A 23,432-nucleotide genomic window follows, 5' to 3' on the forward strand; every position below is an offset into this window, starting at 1 on the left:
AAATGGCACACACAATCATGCGATCGCACCATCCAAATCATGCAACTATATGTGCATAAATGGTAAATGCATTACCTAGTCATATCCCTTAATCTGAGTATTAAAGAAATGGTTAATGAATCGAAAAACAACCAAAAATCATTGATTAACCGTTGCCGATAAAAATTTTGTAATTTTTATTTACTCAGATTGAGAGGTTTATTATGTTTTATAAGCTATTCCGCAACACACTTTTAGCAACAGCTTTGGCATTACCAATAGTGCCATTAACCAGCCAAAATGCTCTTGCAGACGAGCGCGATTTTTTAGTTTACAACAACAATGAGTTAGAAATCACTCAATTGTATGTATCCTCTACAAAATCTAAATATTGGGGTAGCAATATTCTCAATTCAGATATTGTTAACGGTTCATCTGACACCGTTACTTTTGGCAATAATAGTAATCATTGTACCTATGATGTCAAAGCCATTTATAGCGATGGTACTTATGATGTCATGCGTCAGACCGATCTTTGCAGTACCTATGAGATAACTTTTTATGGTCATGGAGGCGAGCATCAATAATCTTAGAGATTTCCAAATCGTTTCTTGATGATTTGCACTTTTATGCAATCATCAAGAAAACTATTATGGTATTTTAATTAAATAATAATATCCTGTCCCAGACTTCAGCCTGAGAACACAATTTTAGAGAATCTACTAAGATCATGTCTGCTTGATTAATTATTAATATAGACATGATATAACATCATGTCTGCTTGATTAATTATTAAACATAAGTTGGATATCTGAGTATTTTATCCTCTCAGATACCCGATAGTGACTTGCAAAAATTTAGACCTTATCTTTTACAAATTTTACATATCATATATCAACAATGGGTTCATACTTTCGGTTTCCAAAGCTTTTTTTCATATTACTTACCTGTATCAGCATCAATCCACTTGCAGTATTTGCACAATCGACACCCCCGCCAGGAGTCACAATTCCCCCCGATACACCAGGGAAAGTCGAAGAAACTCTACCCCAACCATCACCTACACCAACTCTTCCGCCTACACCAGCGACACCAACTGTCCCCATACTCCCATCACCCCCACAGGAAAATCTACCCGATAACATCTTTCCTAGCGGTGAAAGTTTTTTTGTCAAAGAAATTCAAGTCACAGGCTATTCTGTTTTAAAAGATGAAATCATCAAATTAAAACAGCCCTTAGAAAATAAAAAAATCACATTTGAGCAGTTATTGCAACTGCGATCGCAAATCACTAAACTCTATGTTGATAATGGCTATATCACCAGTGGTGCATTTATTTCTAACAATCAAAATGTCGCTAGCGGTGTCGTGCAAATCCAAGTTGTCGAAGGCGAACTCGAAGGAATTTCCATTTTAGGGTTACAAAGATTGCAGCCTGGGTATGTGCGTTCCCGGATTAAACGGCTTACAGGTAAGCCTTTAAATCAAAAAAGCCTGGAACAAGCACTACAATTATTACAACTTGACCCTGTGATTCAACGAGTTAATGCTGAGTTAACCGCAGGTAGCACTCCCGGAAATAATATCTTACAGGTGACAATTACCGAATCGCCACCATTCCACCTTGGCGTTGTCTTTGCAAATAACCAATCAACTAGCGTCGGCTCAGAACAAGGGAGTGTTTTTCTTGCTCATGATAATTTATTAGGATTTGGGGATAAATTTAGTGCTGAATATGCTGGTAGCGAAGGTTTAGACATTTACAATATCAATTATTCTATTCCCTTCAACGCTTTAGATGGAACCATTGGTGTCCGCTACAGCAACAGCGCTAGCCGCATTATTGAAAGCGAATTTCGTGACTTAAATATCCGCAGCGAAGCCGAAACCGTTTCTTTTAACCTCCGTCAACCGCTAATTCACACGCCAAACAGAGAATTTGCTTTGGGTTTAGCATTCGATTTACGGCGCAGTCAAACTTACATCTTGAATGATATCCCCTTCTCCTTTACCGAAGGCCCCGAAGATGGGGAATCAAGAGTTACGGTAATCCGTTTTTCTCAAGATTGGTTACAACGTAATGCTAACAGTGTTCTAGCGGCGCGATCGCAATTTAGTTTTGGGATTGATGCAATTGACGCAACCGTTAACGATAGTGGTACTGATGGGCGCTTTTTTTCTTGGGTGGGACAATTTCAATGGGTACAACGACTATCTCCCCGCATCTTGATGCTAGCCAAAGTTAACACTCAACTTACTCCTGATTCCTTACTTTCCTTGGAAAAAATTAGCATTGGAGGAGTTGATACAGTACGCGGTTACGATCAAAATCAAATTGTGGCTGACAATGGGGTAGTTGGAGGTGTGGAAGTTCGGATTCCCCTGGCATCAAATGTAGAAAAATTACAGCTAATCCCGTTTTTTGACATCGGTACAGCTTGGAATAATCGCGGTATTAATGCCGACCCGCAAACCATTGCCAGCTTGGGGTTAGGTTTGAACTGGCAACCTTTTAACGGTTTGGTATTGCGTGCAGACTATGGTATACCATTAATGGGCACAAGCGATCGCGGTAGTTCGCTGCAAGATAACGGCTTTAATTTTTCAGTGCGATATCAGCCCTTTTAACTCTTTCAGCAGAAGTCCTACATATCACTTTATTGACCGTCACTACTATGAGATGTGTGCTTTATTACGCTAGAACCACTAACTATCAAAACTAAAACTGATGGCAATAGCGGTATCCAGGCTCCTTGTATCAATGCAGCAAAGGATACACCATATAAAACGCAAACAGTTAGCACTCCTACCAATCCCAATCTTAACCATGACCGAAATTGCCAAACAATTATGCCTCCAATTAACGACCAACCCCATACCCAAATAAATTCACCCCACTTTGGTAACATCCACAATAGTGGACGATTATCTAAAACGGCACTGAGAATCTGACTCACCATCTGTGCTTGAAGCATTACCCCTGGCATTTGATTATACGACCACTGACTGGCGCTATATGGTGTAGACCAATAATCATGAAAACTTTCAGCACTTGTACCAATGAGAACGATCCGATTCTTCACTAAATCAGAAGTGAGTTTATTGTTCAAAACATCTGTTAGAGTTACTTGTGTAGCAGCTTGATGGGAAGAGCGATAATTAAGTAGCACTTGATGACCTAGATTATCGATTCTGTGATAGCCGCCGCTATTTGACTCTAAGTTTTTAAAGACAACATTGCCAAACTGCCAGTTTTTTTCTGTGGTTAGTTTGGACTGAATACCAAGAGCAAGCAAGTAACGATTTGCTAATTGAAAGCTAAAAGATTTATCAACATTGCAGGGCGAAGCAGGAGCCATAGCCAATATTTGACGGCGGATAATGCCATCGGGATCGGGTATAACGTCACTAAAACCCAAGTTTTGTTTGGGAACTTCAGGGGGTGGCGAAACACCACTGTTTTTGTTTTCCTCACTAACTTCGCATATTGCAAAAAAGCGATCGCTCTTTTGCATTAGTCTAGATAACTTCTTATACTCTACTCCTACGTGATTCTCCCGGTAGATATCTAAGCCAATGACTCGCGGTTGAAACTGCTCTAATTTTTCTACAACTTCAGCTAGGGCGCGGTCTGATAGTGAAGCTCCACCTCTTTCTGTGGCTGGTTGCGATCGCACATCAGCTTCAGTGACGGTAACTACTAAAATGCGTGGATCTTGTCCTTCATCAGGTCGCGATCGCATCATTGCATCAAAAGCCATAAGCTCCCATGACTGCAACATGCCAACGGAGCGCATCCCCATTATTAAGGCAGTCGTAACTATACTGACTTTAAAAATTGTCCCAATAATATTTCGGCTGTGCCACCTAGTAGGTTGAGAGTCTACTTTGTTCGCCAACACCAACGACATCGCCGTTGGATTTTGACAAATCACTGGTAGCCAGCTAGCACAGGGAAAGCTACTTTCTAGACCCTGCAACTTTTCTATAGCTTCCCGCATCGCCAAATGGCAAGATTCTCCATTAGCAAAAGCCTCTAGAAAGTGCTTTAAAAATTCTTGAGCAACGCGATCGGGTACTGCTTCCCGCATAACAATCATTTGGGGAATGTGCAGCGATGCCAATTGTCGTACTAATCCTAGTCCATCACAGCAGTTAAAAATCGCCAATTGTAAACCTCTAGCGATCGCTGCTTTCAGTCCATTTTTTAACTGAGAAATTGTTAAACTATCAGTTTGATTGATATAAATTTGACCTATTTCACCATCAGCTTGACTCGAACCATGTCCGGCAAAAAAGAGAATATCCCAGCCTTTCTTGTCCCAAAGCCATTGATCTAACTCTGTGCGCTGTGGCTCAACCAGAAAAACAGTCTCCGTTTTTGGTAGTTGTTCAAGTATTGCCCGGTCTTGTTGAATATCAATTCCTTCACTATTACCAAGAATAGCTAATATTCTAATTTTGTTTGTAGTAGGTTTACGTAATAGTTTAACTTCATCTACTTCAGGAGCGCTTAAACCAAATACTGCCTTATGGTAATCCTCAAAGAAATCCCATAAATGCCAGGGTAGCCGACGAATCTGGTCATCTTCCGTTTCTAGAATAATCCGAATTTCTTCATGAGGATTTAACTTAGTGCGTAATTTCTGGTCAATGTTGCGAAATAGCTCAGATTTCAGCCAAACATTAATTTCATTTTGTAAGTTGTCACATAAATTACTAAATTCAACAGAGGAAATATTAGTTATATCTTCTGTATCAATTTCAATACCTGCATCATTTGCCATATTTCTATGCCAACGTTGACTAGGGAAAAGAGTCTCATGCAGCAACAAATAGAGTAACTGCCAACGTCTGTAGAGTTCTATAAGTTCTGGAGCCGCAGGCAAGCTACCTGTAAATTGTATTGGTATAGGGTTGCTATAGTTGTACAACTGTGCTGTAACGGTAGCAAATCCCTGCTTCAAGTTACCCTTTCCTAAGTTCAACACGACTAATTTAGTCATGGCTATCAGTCATCAAGTGCCTCCAGGAGAAAATCTTCCTTTATACTGACATTATCGAGAGCAACTTGTATACTAAAGCGAATTCCAGGAGAAGATTTAAATTTTTTGAGTTGAATATAATTATCGTGACTTCTGGAAGTGACTTCTTGAAGAATTGTCCCTGTTTGTGAAAGCAAAATTAGTCTGAGATTAGGTATTAAGTAAGGTTCTCCATTTGCTGGATGTAACTGTACGCGCAGACCAATTTTGCCATCAACCTCTGTTTTAAGGCCAATTAACAACACAACTGCACTACCCCCAACTTCCATCCCTAAATCAATTAACTTGGCTCGTTTAACATATCCCTCATTCAACCCCAAATCACTTCTGAATTGAACGGCTAAAGTTTTTTGTTGTGGTGATAACAAAGTATCCAAATTTTGCCAACCCACACTAAAGATATTTTGAAACCATAAACTCAAGTTACTAGCCACAGTGTAGCTGGCTTCAACTTGATTATTGTTTTGCTTTTCCAATCTTCTCTGATAGAGATGCTGCCGAAATTCATCCACTGCTAAAAATGCCCCCCACATATCAAAGGGGACATTAAGTCTCGGCGAAGAAAAAGTCCACTTATTTAATTGTTCTAGCAATTGCTTTGCTTGTGCTTTTGACAAAGTTGGTAAAGATTTAATCTCTAGAATCTTGGGAGGACAAAGTTCTTGTGCTACCCACATCACATTTAAGTCTGCAATCAAATACTCTACATCTAAACAATAAGTTCGATCCGTTGGGTCATAAATAGCTTGCTCCTGGATTTGTTGATAGTTAGCATAACCCGATATCCGCAGCCAACATTCTTCTAGGTTTAACTGCACTGCTAGATAGTAATGGGCTGACCAACTAGGAATATCAATCCATTCTTGAGGAATCCGAAACTCTGTAAAGGAACTTTTATCACTAGGAATTAACGCTAATCGAGTCTCACCCAGAGTTAACACAGAGCCATTTACTAATTCCCAAATACTCGGTAGTTCAGCTTTTGGAAAGCATAATCTAGGTATTAGTTGCAAATCTGGGTCTTCTTGCAACCAATTTAAAAAAGCATTTAAAGATAAATGATTTAGGTAGGCATTCCAGCGAGCAGCTGTGTTCGAGTAAGACTCTTGCATTGTTTCCTGCCATGCAGTTTCTTGCTCTTGGTTCGATATATCTAAACATAAATTTTCAGGATAGATTAGAGTCAAATCATTTAAGTCAAGTGTCATAATATTAATTCCTAGTCTTAATAAAAGAATTATCCTTTAGCCATTTATCTACAAAATCAGCTAGTTTATTGCTGACTACCACTAAAGAATTTTTAGGTAAACCCATATCTATTTCTAATTGGTACATAAAAGCTTCTCTCAAATTTTCATTCACTTCATTTCTACTAAGAGATACCTTCAAAGTTTGTACATCCAACTTTTTATCTATTTTTTCTTGGTCTGTAAACCCCAATTGCAAAACACTTATCTTACATCCAATTTTCCATTTTTTAGCAATTTTATCTAAAGCAGATTTACAGATTTTTTGACAGTGTGACTGTAAGCATTCATCCAATGATTCTTTGATAATTTCAATATCTTTTTCGTCATTTAAACAAATTTCAGGATAAATTTTCTGAGATTCTTTAATAAAGTCTTTTAAGAGTATTTTGTTATATCTTGCTAACTGTCTAGCTACTTGATATTGCTTTTGGAGTTCAGGATATTTATTTTTTAAAACTACTGCCATCTCACTTTGAGTTAAGTTTAATCCCAGCCACAGTATTAACATTATTTGGCTAGTCTCTGAGATAGTTGAAAATAAGCTTGAAATAAGTGAGCTTACTTGCTGCCATTCTTCTTCTTGGACAAGATTATCTAAGGCAGTATACCGACTATCAGTTAAGTTTTCGTAGTTTTCTAAAGGCAGAAAAGACTTTGTTCGGTAATCACGAGCAGCCTGGATACAAATTTCTAATATTTCTTGAATTCTATCCTTTGAAACTGGTGCTTCTATAAATCCTAATTGACTACAGCGTTCATTATATAATGATGCAATTGCCTGAAAACATTCGGCGCTAGGTGTTTCTAAACTACGACTTCCTTGCCTTTGGTTCGGTTGATAAATTTCATCTAAGCATTGCCAAGCTAAACAGTATGAGTTAACAAGGTTTTGATTTATCCCTTTTATCGTTAAAGCTTCCTGCATCTCTTTTTTAGTCAAATCTTTTAAAAGACCGTAGTTAGAAAATTTTTCTCTTTTACCTTCTAAGTCTTTCTGATAAATGGTATTACTAATAAAACGGACAACAGCTGTTTTAGCATAACCTTCTATATTGCTTTGAGAACGCTCAAAATCAAAACTTTTGAAAAGTTTGGCTGGAGGCAAGATAGCTGAGTTAGCTATTTGAAAGTATTCTTCTAATGGATATTTATGTTGGATAAATTTAAATCTTTGATAGCTTTTTCTAGCTGCCCAAAGACAAGCTTCCTGTAAGTATGCAGACAAATGTTTCTCTGCTCTGGAAGAAGACTTTGATATTTTTTCTACCGATGATGTAGAAACAGTAAGCTTTTGTTTCTTCTCCATTTGAGAACAAATTTTAAGTAGCTCTTTCTGTGATACCTCTCTAATAAGCTTCAGAAAGTAACGTGCCCAATATTCTTCTTTAGCATCTGGCTCTAACTGCGTTAAAGAACTTATATCCCGTTCTAGGTCTACATCAACTTGCCAAACAAAATTACAATTTTTGTTGTTATTTCTTAAGCTGAGAAAACTTGAAAATTGTTGGATAATACCTTCACGTTTTTTCATAATTTTTTCTGCCTTTTACATAAATTAATCAAAGAAAATTTTAATATTATTTTAAATGACTTTTTAAAGTATATCGTTTTATACTAATTATGTATGAAGATACACAGAATATTAAACGAACCGCCAAGTACGCCAAGAGCGCCAAGAATAGAGAGTTACTCATTCATTTAGTGCAGCTTCACATTAAATTGGTATTACATCGTTAGAGTCATAAAGTAAAGATTAAAATCAATCTGAAATTAGAGAGTAAAACTGTTGTAATTGACTGTTTGAGCAGAAGTTTAACTCCGTTATTATACCTCTATACTTCTAATGGGTATTAAATAAATCAATTTATGCAGTTTTCAAATAAAAATTGCATAAATTATCTATGTAATTTTAAACGGTCGCATCCCGGTTTGCTGCCAAGTTGTAATTATCAGACAGAATAGGTGAAGACGAGCGCATTTACCGATCTATCATCTGCCACGCTCTCCCTCTTAACAATTATCGAACAGAATTCACAGATGCATAATTTGATTTCTGTTATACCCATTTAAAATATAGAAGTAAAAAATCCTCATCTGAATTTCCGTTTGACAAGATTCTATTTTTCTGAGCTTGACGCCAATGGTAAGATTGTCAATAATTTGAGGATATTGAGTATTTATATTTGACTATGAAACTAAAAAATATACAGAAAATATTTTCTCTCTCTCAAAGTAAATTTGCGATCGCTCTACTTTTGGCACTGTTTAGCTGTACTAGTTATCCTTTAACATTGATAGCAAAGTCTCAGCAGCCAACTAGCAATGGTAACCAAGCACCACAAGACGGATCGAGTAGAGGTAGACCTACTCAACGAGGAGGAGCAGGTAGCCGTGGTAACTGTCCATCTGTGGAAGTACCAATTGTAGCCTTAACACCTGAAAAAACAGTAAGCTCAGTTGTTGAAGCAAATCCCACCTTCTGGGTGTTTGTACCCTATCAACTTAAAGATGTACCTAATGGAGAATTTGTATTGCAAGATGAAGCAAACAACGACATTTACCGGGCTTCTTTTACCCTACCTGAGATACCAGGTATTGTTAGCTTTACTTTACCATCATCCGTATCGCTAGAAGTTAATAAAACATACCAATGGTACTTTAAAGTTTATTGTAATCAACAAAAATTCGACTCTGCATTTGTGCATGAATGGGTACAACGTATAGCACTAAAGCCTGACTTAGAAAGGCAGTTAAAAACAACTACCACAATCCGCGATCGCATTCAATTATATACCCAAAATGGTATTTGGTACTCAGCCTTGACAGAGTTAGCAAAACTTCGCCTTGCTGAACCAAAAAATGCCACTCTAGACAATGAATGGGCTAGTCTACTAAGAAATATTGAGCTAGAAAATTTGTCCCAAAAACCTCTTGTGGGAGAAGTGAAAATTAAACAGTAGTCGCGCAAAGATACCCTTTTTAAAGCCAGTTTCCGACCAAAATGTATGGTGCCCATAAATAAGGAATTTCATAATCAGTCAATAGCTGAATTTGAGCGCGACGAACAGCTTCAGCTTTAGTTACTTTACTATTTTCTAATTCTTGATAAAACTTACTCATAAATTGAGCAGTAGATTTATCATCTACCGCCCACAAAGTTGCTAAGGTACTCCGAGCGCCTGCACGGACTGCTATACCAGCAAGTCCTAAAGTAGCTCGTTTGTCTCCTTGAGCAGTTTCACAAGCACTTAAGACAAGTAGTTCAATAGCGCTAGATTCTCTTTGTCCACTGAGTCGAATTAAATTATCAAAATCCTTAGCTTTTAATAGTTGCTCCCAAGTTAAAATAAATGTTTTATTGGGATTAGAACTAAACTCGCCATGAGTTGCTATGTGAACTACTGTATATGGTATTTTTTTAATTTTATTCTGTAAATTTATTTTGGTAAAAGCTTGATTAAATAGTTCTGCATTTCTAGGTATAGCTGATTGAATTTGTTGTAATTCAACTTCTACATTTTTGAGTTTAGCAAATGAACGTCCTTCAATTTTGCGTTGCTCACTTACTCCGGCAATTAATCCATTTATCTGCACTTTTTGTAAAGGCTTTGGTTCAATTAATTGTAAACCTGGAGCTAAGGATATAGCATATTTTTGAATTAAATACTCTTGGTGTTCCCGATCGTATAAAACCGCCATTGGAATATTTCGTAAGTCACCATCTAGTACAAATACTAGGGTTTTTATATTCATTTTTTCTAATTCCATTTCTAAAGGTTGAATTAGCCAACTATAAACCTGTTGAGATAACTTATTAACATCGTTGATTCTGTCTGGTTCTCTCAAATATTGTTGTAATTTTTCTAAAATACTTTCAACGTCACTAGCTTTCTTATTAATTGTGTAATGAGATAATTCAGTTTTATTTGGTAACTTAAGAATAATATCTAGATGGTCTGCCAAAATAATAGGATAAATTACTGCTGCGGTGCCATCCGTTTTATCAACTACCTCATCAATTTGTTCGGGTACGGCTTTTAAACAAGCTTCTCGGAAAAAGTTTTCTAGTTCAGCTAGTTGGAGTGTTTCAAGTATGCCACGAGCTTGCTTTAAATTTTTTTGACTAATGCTTTTTGAACTAACTGTAGATGAAGGTTGCAAAAGTAAATCAACTAATTGTCGGTAAACAGGTTCTATATTATCCCGAAAAGAAAACTGTACATCTGGATTGAGAGAAATTAAATCATTGCGTAAATATTTGAGAGTATTTACCGCTTCAGTATAGTTAGCGATCGCTCCAGTCACATCTCCTTGTATTCTAAGTATGTACCCTAGTTGCCATTGCCACAAATAACCTATATCCCCAGCTTTTATTGCTTGGGCTACCATTAAAGCTTCCTGTGTCAGTTTTTGAGCATTAGATATATCCTGGTTTTCTAGATATAATCCACCTAATGCGCCTAAACCATAAGCAACTGAACGCTCATCATCCATGCTTCTAGCCTGCTGTACAGATGTCGCTAAGATTTGAGCAATTTCTTTCGATGAAGGAATGTCTGCGTTAGTAGCTTGTTTCAAGCACACCAAGTTCTGAGCAAAATTAATTTGTGCGTAATTTGCTGTGTGGCTTGGGGGGATTTTAGCTAGCTTTACTTGAATTTCAGAAGATAATTTCTTAGCTTGTGACCATTGCTGAAGTTTCAACAATATACTCAAATGATTAAGTTGGGCTTGGATTTGTGAGAGTGGTGAGGTTGCTGTGGTAACAGCTTCCTCATAGAACTGCCCTGCTTGTTGATAAAATTTGAGAGATTCTGTAGAGACAGGTCTATTTATACAATGTAACGGAGTATAGTTTTCAAAACTGATACTGTTTTGCTGCGAGATTTGGCTATTACCTAAAGCAAGTGCGGTATTACCTAAACTCAGCAGCGTAGCACTGATTTCTGAAGGAGATTGTAATTTTTTGGCGATGTCTCGGCTTTGTTGTAAAACCTTAAAGGATGGTTCTAAATCACCGACTAATTGCAAAACATCACCAAAGCTACGTAAAGCTATAGCTTTAACAAGCGAATCTGGTTGCTGTTCAAGACGGGGTTGTAACTCTTCTAAGGTGGTGCGAGCTTGATGGTAAAGCCCTAATGCTTGCTCTGCCATACTTTGGTTAATCAAACTGCGGATGATACCAACTTCATCACCTGCTTGAGCATAAGTATTAGCAGATTGCTTCCATGAGTCTAAAGCTTGTTCAGTTCTGCCTAGTTCTAATTGCAGATTTCCTTGAATATCTAGAGTTTGTGCCAAGATTATTGCAAAGTTCTGAGTTCTGAGTTGTGAGTTTTTTAAAAGGTTGAGGCTTTGTGTAATTGCAACTTCTGCTTTTTTCCACTGTCCAAGTTGTTTAAAGACTAACGAAAGATTGCTTAACGCCATTGCCTTTCCTAGCTCGTCTTTTTGCAGATTAAAAGCATCTGTTGCTTGTTGCAAAATTATTACTGCTTCAGATAACTGTCCAGTTTCATAGAGTTTTTGGCCTTGTTCAACCAATAGTTGAGCATTTGGTTGGGTCTGGGTAAATTGAGAGAAGGCAGGAACTGAAATTCCCCAAACGCTTAACAAGGTAGCCAAAACAGCTATCGTAATTCTTCTTAACCACTTTCTCAAATAAAGGCGATTGCAAGTCACGATCTTACTTTTGAGAAAGTGCTGTACTACAAGGAAAAATAGAAATCTTTTTTTTGCCATTGACTCTGCCTCGTTCTTATCTAACAAAGCAATGCAAGCTAGAGTATTACCAATATAATACTTTTTTAATTAAACCATATTTAACAGTATTCTCAATTTAGAATATAGATTTTTTTCCTCTTGTTGACATGGATATCAATTGTCAGATGCAATTACAGCAGAATTTAGGAGTAAAACGGGGGAGCATCCCAAATGTGCAAGTTTATTTTTATATGGAATTTTGGCTTAGAACAATAATGAAATAACGAACCGCCAAGGACGCCGAGAGCGCCAAGCAAAGAGGTTTGTACAGGGTTTTTGTGTCAGTCCTGTACCTTTTGGCTTGCATTTACAACTTGAAAGTTGGTTAAAGGAGATATTACTTCCTCAGTCTTCTAATTATTTAAAAATAGACTGGTAAAGTAGGTGAGTTTTATTAGTTATACACTGGCTTATAACGCAATACGGTTCAGTTAGCCATGAAAACCTTAACCTGCGTAGGTTGGGTTGAGGAACGAAACTCAACATTTTCAGGGCTTCTCCCACACTTGAGTCCAAGAAAAAGCAACTTGCATTATTTTTGAATAGCGGCGGCTTGAGATGGACAAGCTGCGATGGGCAAATTCCCGGTGGAGGCGATCGCAGAATTAAAAGTATTGGTATGAGTAGGTATAGGTGCAAAGGCTGTTAGCTCCACTGTGCCAGACTTGTTAATTACCCAACCAGTAGCTTCCACAAGAGTCGGGCTGATTTGCGGAACTTCTAATTTAGGGCTTTTAATCCCCCTTAAATGCGAATTCTCCCCTACACTTGCACTCCTTTGTTCTTGAGGATTCAATGTCACCCAATTAACAGTTGCAGTTTGATTAGTGCGAAGCGCTTGGGTTGGTAGAGGTGGCAAACCGCCGCGTCCGGTGATGGTAAACGAATTACCTTTATTTGCTGGACAGCCTTGAGCAATCAAACCAGACCGATCTACAAAATCAGTTGGCAATTGGACTAATCCCGAACTGGGATCTACATCTGGTGTATTGACTTGCACTGAACCATCGAACTGTGGACTAGCCCCTGTAGCAGTGATATCACTTTGTGGAGTTTGTGTATTGCTGCGATACTGCATCCCAAAAATGCTTTGGGCATTAATTGCGACTCGACCACCACGAAAATCTTTAGAATTAGCGCTGATATCACTATCTTCTTGGGGAACAGCAATGATGAAACCATCTGGTGCATTGATGGTGATATTACCTCCGGGAATATTTTCGCCAGTGGCATTGGTAGTGATAGAACTTCCATTGCGTAATAGTAACAAGGGAGTACGCAAAAAGATATTTCCTCCACCGCCTGTGGTGTCAGCTCGGATGCTGCTCTGGTTGTTGAGATAAATGCGATTGGCATCCACAGACAGCGAACCTGCATTGCCTGTACCCGAACTACTGACCGTCACTTCTGCCTGATTTTGAATGCTGAGGGTTCCCGTTTGGAGATTTAAGTCCCCACCCGCACCACTACCACCAGTCCCAGCAGCAATGATCGAACCATCACCTGTGAGAGTAATCGACTCTGGGGCAGCAATGGTCAACGCTCCACCTCGACCACTGCCAGAGGTAGAGGCAGAAATTTGTGCCCCGTCTTGCAGCTTCACTCTGACACTTTGCTCGTTTCCTCGTGGCTGAATGGTCAAGCTACCTGCATCTCCTGTACTGGTGGTACCAGCTAACAGACCACTGGTTGTCCCAGATAGTTGTAGGTCTGGAGTGTTCACAGTGATGTCGCCTGCATGACCATTGCTAGAAGTCGTGGTGAGCAGTTGCCCGCCACCGTTCAAACCCACCGTGTCGGCACTAACTATGATGTCACCACCCCGTCCACTACTAAAGGATTGAGCATTGAGAACTCCACCACTAGTAACCTGCAAATTTCTTGTTTCAACGCGAATTTCACCTCCGTTCCCAGTAGCTAATGGTTTAGTGCTAGTAAATAAGCCACTTGCATCCCCTGAGAAATTTACACCAGAGAGATTTACTGTATCCAAGGTAGCAATGCTGATATTGCCAGCATCTCCTTTTCCAGAGGTGGTAGCTGAGAGTTGAGCGCCATTGAAGAGTGAGAGCGATCGCGCTGTGATGTTGATATTGCCTCCCTTGCCCATTGCCCCTGGCTCAAGCGTGCTGATGGCATCTCCCCCATTAAACAAGACGGTGTTGCTTGCCTGAATCTGAATATTCCCGGCATTGCCTTGCGCTTCAGCGTTCGTGATGATTCGCCCTTGGTCAGAAACAGACAGTGAGCCTGTAGTAATGATTACGTCTCCCCCGTTTCCCAGAGATCCTGGCGTCGCCGAGGTAAATACCCCACTGCGGTTGTCTGTAAGAGTAGGGGCTGTTCCACTAATCTGTACGGTGTCACGAGCATGGATGGTAACGCGACCGGCATTGCCTGTCCCACCAACATTGGCTGTATTCACGGCCCCCCCGTTGGTTAAAAACAGCGACCCAGTTGCGATCGTCACATTTCCTCCTTGACCCACAGATCCTGGCTCCACTCTTGTAAAGATAGTGCTGGCTACGGCTCCATCTGAGGATTCACCATCCAGGGAGACGCGATCGTTGGCATTTATATTCACGCTGCCAGCATTTCCCTGCCCATTCGTGCCGGCAATCAATTGAGCGCCATTGGTAAAAGAAAGCGACTCTGTGGTGATGTTGATATCGCCAGTATTACCAATGCCACTTTGTTCCACGGTATGGAGTAGATAACTGCCATCAAAAGAGACGCGATCGCGGGCATTAATATTCACACTGCCTACGTCTCCCTGTCCCCTTGCGCTCAAAATCAGTTGAGTGCCCCCTGTAAGAGAAAGCGATCCCGTGGTAATATTAATACTGCCAGTGTTACCGTTAGCATTGTTTTGTACGGCGCTGAATACACTACTGCCATCCAAAGAGACGCGATCGCGGGCAATAATATTTACACTGCCTACGTCTCCCTGTCCACTGGTGACAGAAATCAGTCGTGCGTCGCCTGCAAGAGAAAGCGATCCAGTGGTGATAGTAATAGTACCTGCGTTACCCTTGCTTCCAGGAAGTACTTCGTTACGAATGGTGCTGCCATCAAGCAGGTTTATTGTTTCTGTCGCATCGAGCTGAATATCCCCTGCTTGAGCGCCAACAAAGCCTAAACCTTCATCGATTCCTACCCGAAGTCTACTTCCCCCACTCAGGGTCAAGTTTCGAGCCGTAACCGCAATACTCCCAGCACCCCCAGCGAGAACGTTCATCCTAGCATTGTTGCTGAGAGAAATATCTGCCCGTGCTACATTATCGGGAAAACTCAACCGCCAATCTTCGTCAGTGGTTGACAATCCAACCGTCCCTACCCCCCCACCAATACTCCCTAACTCGACATAGCTCCCTGGACTAGTTAACCGTCCACCATCCAGTTGAACCGATCCTCCAATCAGTAATAGGTTTTGTCTTGGGGGAACTTGTAAACCTGTTTCATTCGCAGTCGATTGATTGACAATCAGCTGGGGCGTTAGTTGGTAAAAGAAGAGAGCATTGGGATTAACGGTTAGCAATTGACTAGGTAAAGGTTGAGTCGCATTGCTGCTAAACAATTCGCCATTAGCAAACCCGATCGCGTTAGCAGTAGTGGCAACAAAAGAACCCCCGATGTTAAGTGACGCACCTGTACCAAAAATAATGCCATTGGGATTGAGGAAAAACAGATTGGCAGTCCCATTTGCCCGTATCACACCATCAATATTGGAGATCGATCCACCTGTAACGCGGCTGAAAATGTTCTGCACATCTGCGGCATTGTTGAAGTAGGCAGAGCCTCCCGTCGGCACCGAAAACGATTGGAAACTATGAAACAGATTGCCCCCTCGTTTTGCCCCACCGTCAATTTGGAAGTTGGGATTGCCAGATACTTGCGATCGCTCCCCCACAGGTAGTGTATTATCGGGTATTACTTGAGCTGCGTTCGGTTGGGTACAACCCAGTATCCACAAAGCACTGCCTATAAAAACCGATAGATGTATACGCCACTGGCTCATCTTGCTGCCTTGCCTCCAGCTACGCTTGAACAAAAATGTTGAGCCCAGTTTCCACATAAAAATACTTTAGTCATAAAGATTACCGGAAAAGACTCAGCAATTGCAAATAACGATCGGATTTTCTTTACAACCTGAGTTGACAGACAGCAAGATTTTACATTGATGGCTGTAAGTTCGATTTTGGCGTTGCATAAATGTGCGATGAATTGGCGGGTGAAACCATTGATAATTCGTTCTAAATTGGGCGAAATCATCCTATGATTCAGCAACGCCCGATTTTTTTTATCAATAGCTGCATAATCTCGATTTGCTCAGACCCATAAATATATAGAGATATAGAGGATAAAGGTAAAGTTTCACATCATCAAATGATAAACCAAGTTTCGCTGCAAATTTAGCAATTCTATACCCGTCTTATCTATAAATAAATATTTCACAGGTTTCAACAGGAGGTTCATAAATGAAGATTTTTGTTGCAGGCGCTACGGGAGCTATCGGTCGGACGCTAATCGCGCAACTGCTAGCACAAGGACATGAAGTAGCTGCGTTGACACGTTCTTTAGAAAAAGCACAAACTTTAGTTGAACAAGGCGTGGAATTAGCGATCGCAGATGTGTTCGATGCAGATACTGTTAAAGCTGCCATCACCCGCACTCAGCCGGAAGTGGTGATTGAACAACTCACTTCCCTGCCCAAAACCTATACTAGCGAGTCGATGAGTGCAGCATCAGCCCTGAATACTCGCATCCGTCGAGAAGGCGGTGCAAATGTGTTAGCGGCAGCGCAAGCGGCTGGCGTGCGTCGTTATCTGAGGCAGTCGATCGCATTCTGGGGAATTCCCGGCGCAGGCTTGGCAGACGAAGAAACGCCACTAGCTTTTGATGCCTCGCCTGCGGTTGCAGCAGATGCTCACATAGTCACTGAAATCGAGCGTGACTTACTAGGGAACCCCAACCTAGAAGGAATTGCTCTGCGTTATGGCTTCCTTTACGGGCCCGGTACTTGGTTTGCCCCTGATGGCGATGTTGCCCAACAGGTTCGCCAGCAACAGTTCCCGATCGTTGGAAATGGGGAAGGCGTATGGTCGTGGATTCATATTGAAGATGCAGCGATCGCCACAGTTGCAGCAGCAGAACGGGGTAATCCTGGCATTTACCTGATTACGGACGATAAACCCGTAACAGTGCGCCAGTGGCTTTCTGCTTATGCTCAATGGCTGAATGCTCCACCTCCTCCGCAAGTATCGGTTGAGGATGCTCTGCGAATTAGTGGTGCGGATGCTGTTTATTATGGTACTCAGATGCGAGGCGCATCGAATGCTAAGGCAAAACGCGAATTAAATTTTCAGCCCCGACCCTTGGAATGGATGGTTAACACCGCCGTGGCTCATGCCAGTTAAGAATTGAAGGGAAAAGAAAAATGAAGATTGCTCAATATGGAACAGCGATCGCGGTCATCCATGCGATCGTACATGGACTACATGGTTTAGCGCATGTGGAAATCCCTGTTCCCCTCTCAATACTTCAGAGTTTATTTGTGGGTATTGTGATTTATGCGATTCCCATCATTGCAGTCGTTTTACTTTGGACACAGTTTTACCGCATTGGTAGCTGGCTCTTGCTCTTTTCAATGGCAGCATCAGTCCTTTTTGGAATCTACAATCATTTGATCGTAATTACCCCCGATCATGTTTCTCAAGTTTCCTTTGCAGGTTGGGGATTGCTATTCCAAATCACAGCCATTCTGACATTAATTGTGGATGGATTCGGCTGTTGGATTGGCATCTGGGCATTGAAAACGATTCAGGAACCAGAAAAGGTTATATGAATTGTTTCGATCGTTTTAATCACAGTTGAGCCGCATTTATTTCTCATAGAGGTTGATAAGATATGTTTGATCTTGACCAAACTATTAAAGACCGCCACTCAACACGCAAATTCTTATCTCAACCAGTGCCACGGGCTTTGCTCGATGAAGCCCTCACTCTAGCGCAGCTCGCGCCGTCGAATTCAAACATTCAGCCGTGGCGGTTGGTGTTTGCCCAAGGTGGATGCCGCGATCGCTTGCAAGAGGCTTTGCTAAACCAAGCCAAGCAGCAGCCCAGCGTCTCTCCTCTGCCTTCCGCCTTCCAGCATTACCGCCAGGAACTGGGAGCAGAAGTCTACGGGGCGATGGGGATTACTCGTGACGATAAAGCAAACAGACAGTTGGCCGTTCTGCGTAATTACGAATTTTTTGGCGCACCAATGGTTGCTATTGTCTGTATGCACCAAGATTTGGGCGTTGCCGATGCTTTAAGTGTGGGGATGTATTTACAAACGTTGGTGTTAAGCCTAACTGCTCGTGGCATTGGCACTTGCGTAGAGGTTTCGCTAGCGGATTATCCCGAAATCATCCGCAACGAGTTGAACATTCCACCGGAATTGTTAATCATTTGTGGTTTAGCCGTCGGCTATTCCGATCCTGATTTTCCCGCTAATCATCTGCATATAAGCCGTGAGTCCGTTGAGAATAACGTCTCGTTTCAGGGCGATTGAGAAAAGGCTGGATTTTTTCTACTAAACGCTAAACACAAGTGCAAAAGAGTATCTGCGTTCTTACTGCCATTAATGGTTTAAAAATTCTTTGATTTGTTTAATTCAGGAGATTTTATGTTTAGCAAGATTCTAGCTGCAATTGACCGTTCCGCAAATGGTAATGCTGTTTTTGATGAAGCGCTTACTCTAGCAAAGGCAACTAAAGGAAGCCTGATGCTATTGCATATCCTCTCTAGTGAAGAAAAGAATAGCCCCCAAATACCTACACTGGTTACTCTCGAATATCACCCATTGCATGGAGAACTTCTAGAGGATTATTGGAAGCAGTGGCAAAGTTACGAAGAAGAGGGTTTGAAGTTATTGCGATCGTATACAGAATCAGCAACCAATGCCGGGGTGAGTACTGAATTCACCCAAAATTCTGGCAATCCCAGCCGGAATATCTGTGAACTTGCTCGAACTTGGGGCGCTGACTTAATTGTAATCGGTCGTCGAGGACACTCTGGTTTGAATGAGTTGATATTAGGCAGCGTGAGTAATTATGTGTTTCACCATGCTCCTTGTTCCGTGCATGTTGTTTATGCTCCAGTTCCTCTTAAATTTGAAGTACCCGTAGTCAATAAAGCTCAAATAGTTCATTAAGAATAGGCTGTGAATATCTTTTTTGGTGGTGATGCAAAAGTTAGATTCATAAACTTCAAGCTTTTGCCTTAGTTGTTGCCGTGGAATCGAAATTGTTCTCAAGTAAACATTAATTTAGGAAATTTTGACATGGATAATGTAATAGCTCCAACCAATTCACCTGCTGTAAGACCACCCGAAGTAACATTGGTTCCTAATAACTCACTATTGACTGAGACACCAGAAGAAGGACGACAACTGGCAGTCAAAATGTCACGGTTAATTATTAAATTGACTCAGCCGGACGAAGAAAAACGCAACCAACTGCGAGACGTATATGGCAATGATGCCATGATGCTGATTGCAGTTGGACAGACGGTTGCAACAGAGTTTGCCACGATCGCAGCTGCTAATAACTACTGGCGCAAGTAATATCTCGAAATCGTCAAATCAGGGATTTGTTCTGATTCTAGAGGAATTCACCATGAAAGTTTTGATTCAAGCGATCGTCAGTTTTTTTGTATTTATTGTCGATTTTGTCTACGGAAATCGTTCTTACCCTCGATTTTATGTGCTGGAAACGATCGCTCGCGTTCCTTACTTTTCTTATCTCTCGGTGCTGCATCTTTACGAGACGTTAGGTTACTGGCGCAAAGCTGACTTGTTGAAACTTCACTTTGCTGAAACCTGGAACGAATTACATCATCTGTTGATTATGGAATCACTGGGTGGCGATCGCTACTGGATCGATCGCTTCGTCGCTCAACATGTAGCTGTAGCTTACTACTGGGTAGTCGTGCTGATTTACATGCTGTTTCCCTCTTATGCCTACTATCTGATGGAACTGATTGAAGGTCATGCCTACCATACCTATGACGAATACTTGAAAACCTATGAAGCCCAACTGAAAGCTCAAAGAGCGCCCCAAGTCGCAATCAACTTCTATCGTGATGGCGATCTCTATATGTTTGATGAAGTTCAGACTGCACCAGACCATGAATTTCGCCGTCCCAAGGGAAATAATCTCGAATGGCACTAAGTTAAGCTGAAAGGTAAGCGGCGTAGGGATTGCAGAGGGGCAGGGGAGCAGGGGGGCAGAGGGGAATTTCTAAATATCTGAACGCAATGCCTAAATTTCTTCTTTCTCCCCTGCTCCTGTGCTCCTCTGCACCCCTGCTGCCTCAACGATTTTCCCTTTTCTTAGTGCCATTCGTAAATAATCTCTACGATGTGTTCGCGAACATCCGTGATGATGAATGCGAACATGTGAAAACAATGGTGGCACTCCAGAAACCAGAAGCGCGGCTAACCTTCAAAAGTCCCCATACAGTTTTTGAAGCGATCGCTGCGATCGCCGAAGGCGAAGCTTCTCTCCAAGACGCTACGCGATCGCTCATCACAGATAAACCAGACTGATCTCTGTTCCCTGTCTCTATGAATGAATTTAATTTTGTCCAACTAGTTAATCGCCTGGATTTGCTTGAACAGGCGTATCTAGCTGAGTAACAAGTATGGTGAAAAGCCTTTTCTGCTCAAACGTAAGGGAAATGAACAGAAAACTGAATGAAACTCAAAACGCTTAATTTGTAAGGAGAAATTTGGATGAAACTATCAACAACCTGGATAACAAGTATTAGTTTACTTATCGGCGCTTCTGCTGTGGGAATCGCTGCATTTTCTCAAGTTAACTTCAAAGCTGCGGCTACTGCATCAAATATTCCACCAACATTAACTAAACTTAGCGACAAATCTTATCTACTGACTTGGACAGATAATTCTGCGGTATATGTCTCTTGCTATCCCACAGTTAAACCCAAAATGAAACCTGCACCAATTAAGCAAACACCAAATAGGTATGTGATTACCTGTAAAAATAAATAATTTCTGAGCAAAAAATGAAACTTTACTATCGCGGTCTTAGTTACGAATATAACTCAAGAGAAGCGGCTAAAAAAGCAACACGACCATTTGCACCAGTTCATCATCAAGGTTCTGCTTATAACCTAACTTATCGTGGGCAAACCTATCGTGTTGACCCAAATATCGAACCTGCGGAAGTTTCTACACCACGAGTAGCTTATCAATTAATTTATCGGGGAGTCACCTATTTTGTGGAGAAAACGCCTACAGGAGAAGTTTATACAACATTCTCTCAACCTTTTAACGCTCTAAAAGTTAGAAAATTTTTCATCAATATTTTGGGATGGCAAAAATAATAATGAAAAAGTTTCTTTAAAAGTTTTGTCGTACTAGCAATTTTATTTACCGAAAAACAGCAAAGGTACAGGAGAATTTCATGACTCAATATGACTATATTGTGATTGGTGCAGGTTCGGCAGGCTGTGTAATTGCCAATCGTTTGACAGAAGACCCTGATACAACTGTGTTATTACTCGAAGCAGGTAATCCAGATACGAAACCAGAGATTCAGATTCCGTTAGAATGCACAAATCTACTAGGCACTGAGGTGGACTGGGGATATTTCTCCCAACCAGAACCCTACCTAAATAACCGCAAAATCTTTTGTCCCCGTGGCAAAGTTTTGGGGGGTAGCAGTTCGATTAATTTCTTAATGTATATCCGAGGTAATCCTCACGATTATGACCACTGGCAGGAATTAGGTAATCCCGGTTGGAGTTACCAAGATGTGTTGCCCTATTTCAAGAAATCTGAAAACCAGCAACGCGGTGCCTCTAAATACCACGCTGTTGATGGCGAGTTGAGTGTCACCGATTTCATTTCCCCTACTGCAATATCCCAGCGATTTGTAGACGCTGCGGTGGCACTAGGATATGACCACAATCCTGATTTCAACGGAATGCAGCAGTCAGGAGCGGGATTTTTTCAGTTGACAGTCAAGGATGGGAAAAGACACAGTGCTGCTGCGGCATTTCTGGTGCCGATTCTCCAGCGTCCCAATTTAACAACAATAACAGGCGCGTTGGTAACTCGATTGTTGTTTGAGGGCACCTGCACTGTTGGGGTGGAATATCTACACGAAAGAACGCTGCACCAAGTCAGGGTCAACTCCGAAGTGATTTTAAGTGCGGGCGCATTCGATTCGCCCAAACTGCTAATGCTGTCGGGTATTGGCGATGCAGAACAATTACAAGCCTTGGGGATTGAACTCGTAGCTAATCTGCCAGGGGTTGGTCAAAACCTCCAAGACCACGTTGTTGTTCCTGTGCCATACGAGGCAACTGTTGATTTGCATACTGCAATTACTAGTAATGGCATCGCTGAATCTGGATTGTTTTTACATAGCGAGGGTAATCTAGACACTGCACCAGATTTAGAACTGATATTCGGCCCCATTCTGTTCGCACCTCCTGGCTATGCTCACTCTAGTTTGGGATTTACAGGTCTAGTCACTTTGACCCACCCCCAAAATATTGGTAGTGTCAAGTTGCGATCGCTTGACCCCAACGACCCACCAATCATTCAGATGAACTATCTGCAAAGTCAATCTGATGTCCAAAAGCTCGTTGAGGGAGTTAAATTAATCCGCAAATTGTTTCATACAAGTGCCTTTGATGAGTTTCGAGGCAAAGAAATCGCGCCGGGTATCGACGTGACTAGCGATGCAGCACTAGAAGCCTACATCCGGGAAACCTGCGGTACGGTGTATCATCCAGTTGGTACCTGTAAAATGGGTATTGACTCAATGGCAGTTGTAGACCCTGAACTTCGGGTACATGGGATTAAGGGGTTGCGTGTTGTTGACGCATCCATTATGCCAACGCTAACCACGGGGCATACGAACGCGCCCACCATTACGATCGCCGAAAAAGCAGCCGATTTAATTAAAGCCAAAGGTCGCGTTTCACAGCAAATACTCACCCTGAGCGAACACATCTAACTTCTTTTGGTCTAACACCAGAATTTTACCGCCTCGCTGGTAAGTGACACCTGCCTGAATCTGCTTGAACAGTCGAACACATTCTTCATAGGTAATCCCGATGCTGCGAGCAATCTGGTAGTAGGGCAAACGCGATCGCAACTGTAATCTATGTTCCGTTCTGCCACCCAAAACAGCAAAGAGTTTAGCAGACAAGCGATCGCCCTCATGCAGCAATAATTTCTCCCCGCAAATACTGTTTAACTACAGCATGAGTTCGCAACTGGACAAGCCGATCTAAATCGAGTCCAGAAAAAAGTTAAATTTGCCGCAATTGTTCAATCGTAACTTGCATTGCCCTGCCACCCTAATCAAGCA

The 23,432-nt window shown here is 41.3% G+C and carries 19 protein-coding genes; 13 read left to right on the forward strand and 6 right to left on the reverse strand.

What is annotated here, in order from left to right; all coding sequences use genetic code 11:
- Positions 1 to 203: 203 nt before the first annotated feature.
- Positions 204 to 566 carry a hypothetical protein gene (locus tag V7K84_RS21805; RefSeq protein ID WP_334841089.1) on the forward strand — a complete coding sequence of 121 codons (363 nt, stop codon included), beginning with the start codon at positions 204 to 206 and terminating at the stop codon, positions 564 to 566.
- A 313-nt stretch (positions 567 to 879) separates the two neighbouring features.
- Positions 880 to 2,607, forward strand: coding sequence for a ShlB/FhaC/HecB family hemolysin secretion/activation protein (locus tag V7K84_RS21810; protein WP_334841090.1), 1,728 nt, complete (start codon positions 880 to 882; stop codon positions 2,605 to 2,607).
- Positions 2,608 to 2,636: 29 nt separating this feature from the next.
- Here the strand turns inward: V7K84_RS21810 and V7K84_RS21815 are convergent, their stop codons facing one another.
- From V7K84_RS21815 to V7K84_RS21825, 3 genes are read right to left on the reverse strand one after another with little or no spacing between them, the layout of a single operon-like run.
- Entirely contained in the window at positions 2,637 to 4,985 is a 2,349-nt protein-coding gene (locus tag V7K84_RS21815; RefSeq protein ID WP_334841091.1) for a CHASE2 domain-containing protein, read from the reverse strand.
- Between the two features lie 5 nt (positions 4,986 to 4,990).
- Positions 4,991 to 6,232 carry a DUF1822 family protein gene (locus V7K84_RS21820; protein ID WP_334841093.1) on the reverse strand — a complete coding sequence of 414 codons (1,242 nt, stop codon included), beginning with the start codon at positions 6,230 to 6,232 and terminating at the stop codon, positions 4,991 to 4,993.
- Positions 6,233 to 6,236: 4 nt separating this feature from the next.
- Positions 6,237 to 7,805 carry a sigma-70 family RNA polymerase sigma factor gene (locus tag V7K84_RS21825; protein WP_334841095.1) on the reverse strand — a complete coding sequence of 523 codons (1,569 nt, stop codon included), beginning with the start codon at positions 7,803 to 7,805 and terminating at the stop codon, positions 6,237 to 6,239.
- A gap of 658 nt (positions 7,806 to 8,463) precedes the next feature.
- Here V7K84_RS21825 and V7K84_RS21830 point away from each other — a divergent pair.
- On the forward strand, positions 8,464 to 9,234 hold the full coding sequence (locus V7K84_RS21830) for a DUF928 domain-containing protein (RefSeq protein ID WP_334841097.1): 771 nt from the start codon (positions 8,464 to 8,466) through the stop codon (positions 9,232 to 9,234).
- A gap of 19 nt (positions 9,235 to 9,253) precedes the next feature.
- Here the strand turns inward: V7K84_RS21830 and V7K84_RS21835 are convergent, their stop codons facing one another.
- Both V7K84_RS21835 and V7K84_RS21840 read right to left on the reverse strand, forming a co-directional pair.
- Positions 9,254 to 11,959: a CHAT domain-containing protein gene (locus V7K84_RS21835; protein WP_334841099.1), complete on the reverse strand. Its 2,706-nt coding sequence runs from the start codon at positions 11,957 to 11,959 to the stop codon at positions 9,254 to 9,256.
- Positions 11,960 to 12,572: 613 nt separating this feature from the next.
- Entirely contained in the window at positions 12,573 to 16,058 is a 3,486-nt protein-coding gene (locus V7K84_RS21840) for a two-partner secretion domain-containing protein (RefSeq protein ID WP_334841101.1), read from the reverse strand.
- Positions 16,059 to 16,518: 460 nt separating this feature from the next.
- Between V7K84_RS21840 and V7K84_RS21845 the strand changes: the two genes are divergently transcribed.
- From V7K84_RS21845 to V7K84_RS21890, 10 genes are all read left to right on the forward strand, one after another.
- A complete protein-coding gene (locus V7K84_RS21845; protein WP_334841102.1) occupies positions 16,519 to 17,457 on the forward strand; it encodes an NAD-dependent epimerase/dehydratase family protein in 939 nt (312 codons plus the stop codon).
- 20 nt (positions 17,458 to 17,477) lie between these two features.
- Positions 17,478 to 17,885, forward strand: a complete 408-nt coding sequence (locus tag V7K84_RS21850) for a hypothetical protein (RefSeq protein ID WP_334841103.1) — start codon at positions 17,478 to 17,480, stop codon at positions 17,883 to 17,885.
- Positions 17,886 to 17,947: 62 nt separating this feature from the next.
- Complete coding sequence (locus tag V7K84_RS21855) at positions 17,948 to 18,595, forward strand: nitroreductase (RefSeq protein ID WP_334841105.1); 648 nt, start codon at positions 17,948 to 17,950, stop codon at positions 18,593 to 18,595.
- Positions 18,596 to 18,709: 114 nt separating this feature from the next.
- The gene (locus V7K84_RS21860; RefSeq protein ID WP_334841107.1) at positions 18,710 to 19,237 is read left to right on the forward strand and encodes a universal stress protein; all 528 of its coding nucleotides are present in this window, start codon (positions 18,710 to 18,712) and stop codon (positions 19,235 to 19,237) included.
- 129 nt (positions 19,238 to 19,366) lie between these two features.
- A complete protein-coding gene (locus tag V7K84_RS21865) occupies positions 19,367 to 19,648 on the forward strand; it encodes a hexameric tyrosine-coordinated heme protein (RefSeq protein WP_334841108.1) in 282 nt (93 codons plus the stop codon).
- A gap of 52 nt (positions 19,649 to 19,700) precedes the next feature.
- Positions 19,701 to 20,255, forward strand: coding sequence for an alternative oxidase (locus tag V7K84_RS21870; protein WP_334841110.1), 555 nt, complete (start codon positions 19,701 to 19,703; stop codon positions 20,253 to 20,255).
- A 191-nt stretch (positions 20,256 to 20,446) separates the two neighbouring features.
- Positions 20,447 to 20,632, forward strand: coding sequence for a hypothetical protein (locus tag V7K84_RS21875; RefSeq protein WP_334841112.1), 186 nt, complete (start codon positions 20,447 to 20,449; stop codon positions 20,630 to 20,632).
- Positions 20,633 to 20,818: 186 nt separating this feature from the next.
- Entirely contained in the window at positions 20,819 to 21,097 is a 279-nt protein-coding gene (locus V7K84_RS21880) for a hypothetical protein (protein WP_334841114.1), read from the forward strand.
- A 14-nt stretch (positions 21,098 to 21,111) separates the two neighbouring features.
- Entirely contained in the window at positions 21,112 to 21,432 is a 321-nt protein-coding gene (locus V7K84_RS21885) for a DUF4278 domain-containing protein (protein WP_334841116.1), read from the forward strand.
- Between the two features lie 80 nt (positions 21,433 to 21,512).
- On the forward strand, positions 21,513 to 23,075 hold the full coding sequence (locus V7K84_RS21890) for a GMC family oxidoreductase (protein WP_334841118.1): 1,563 nt from the start codon (positions 21,513 to 21,515) through the stop codon (positions 23,073 to 23,075).
- On the opposite strand, the gene V7K84_RS21895 is transcribed toward V7K84_RS21890, so the two are convergent.
- Positions 23,040 to 23,291 (reverse strand): hypothetical protein, encoded by a 252-nt coding sequence (locus tag V7K84_RS21895; RefSeq protein ID WP_334841120.1) that lies wholly within the window; start codon positions 23,289 to 23,291, stop codon positions 23,040 to 23,042. The genes V7K84_RS21890 and V7K84_RS21895 overlap by 36 nt on opposite strands.
- Positions 23,292 to 23,432 lie beyond the last annotated feature (141 nt).

The organism is Nostoc sp., from assembly GCF_036917315.1.
GTDB lineage: Bacteria > Cyanobacteriota > Cyanobacteriia > Cyanobacteriales > Nostocaceae > Nostoc.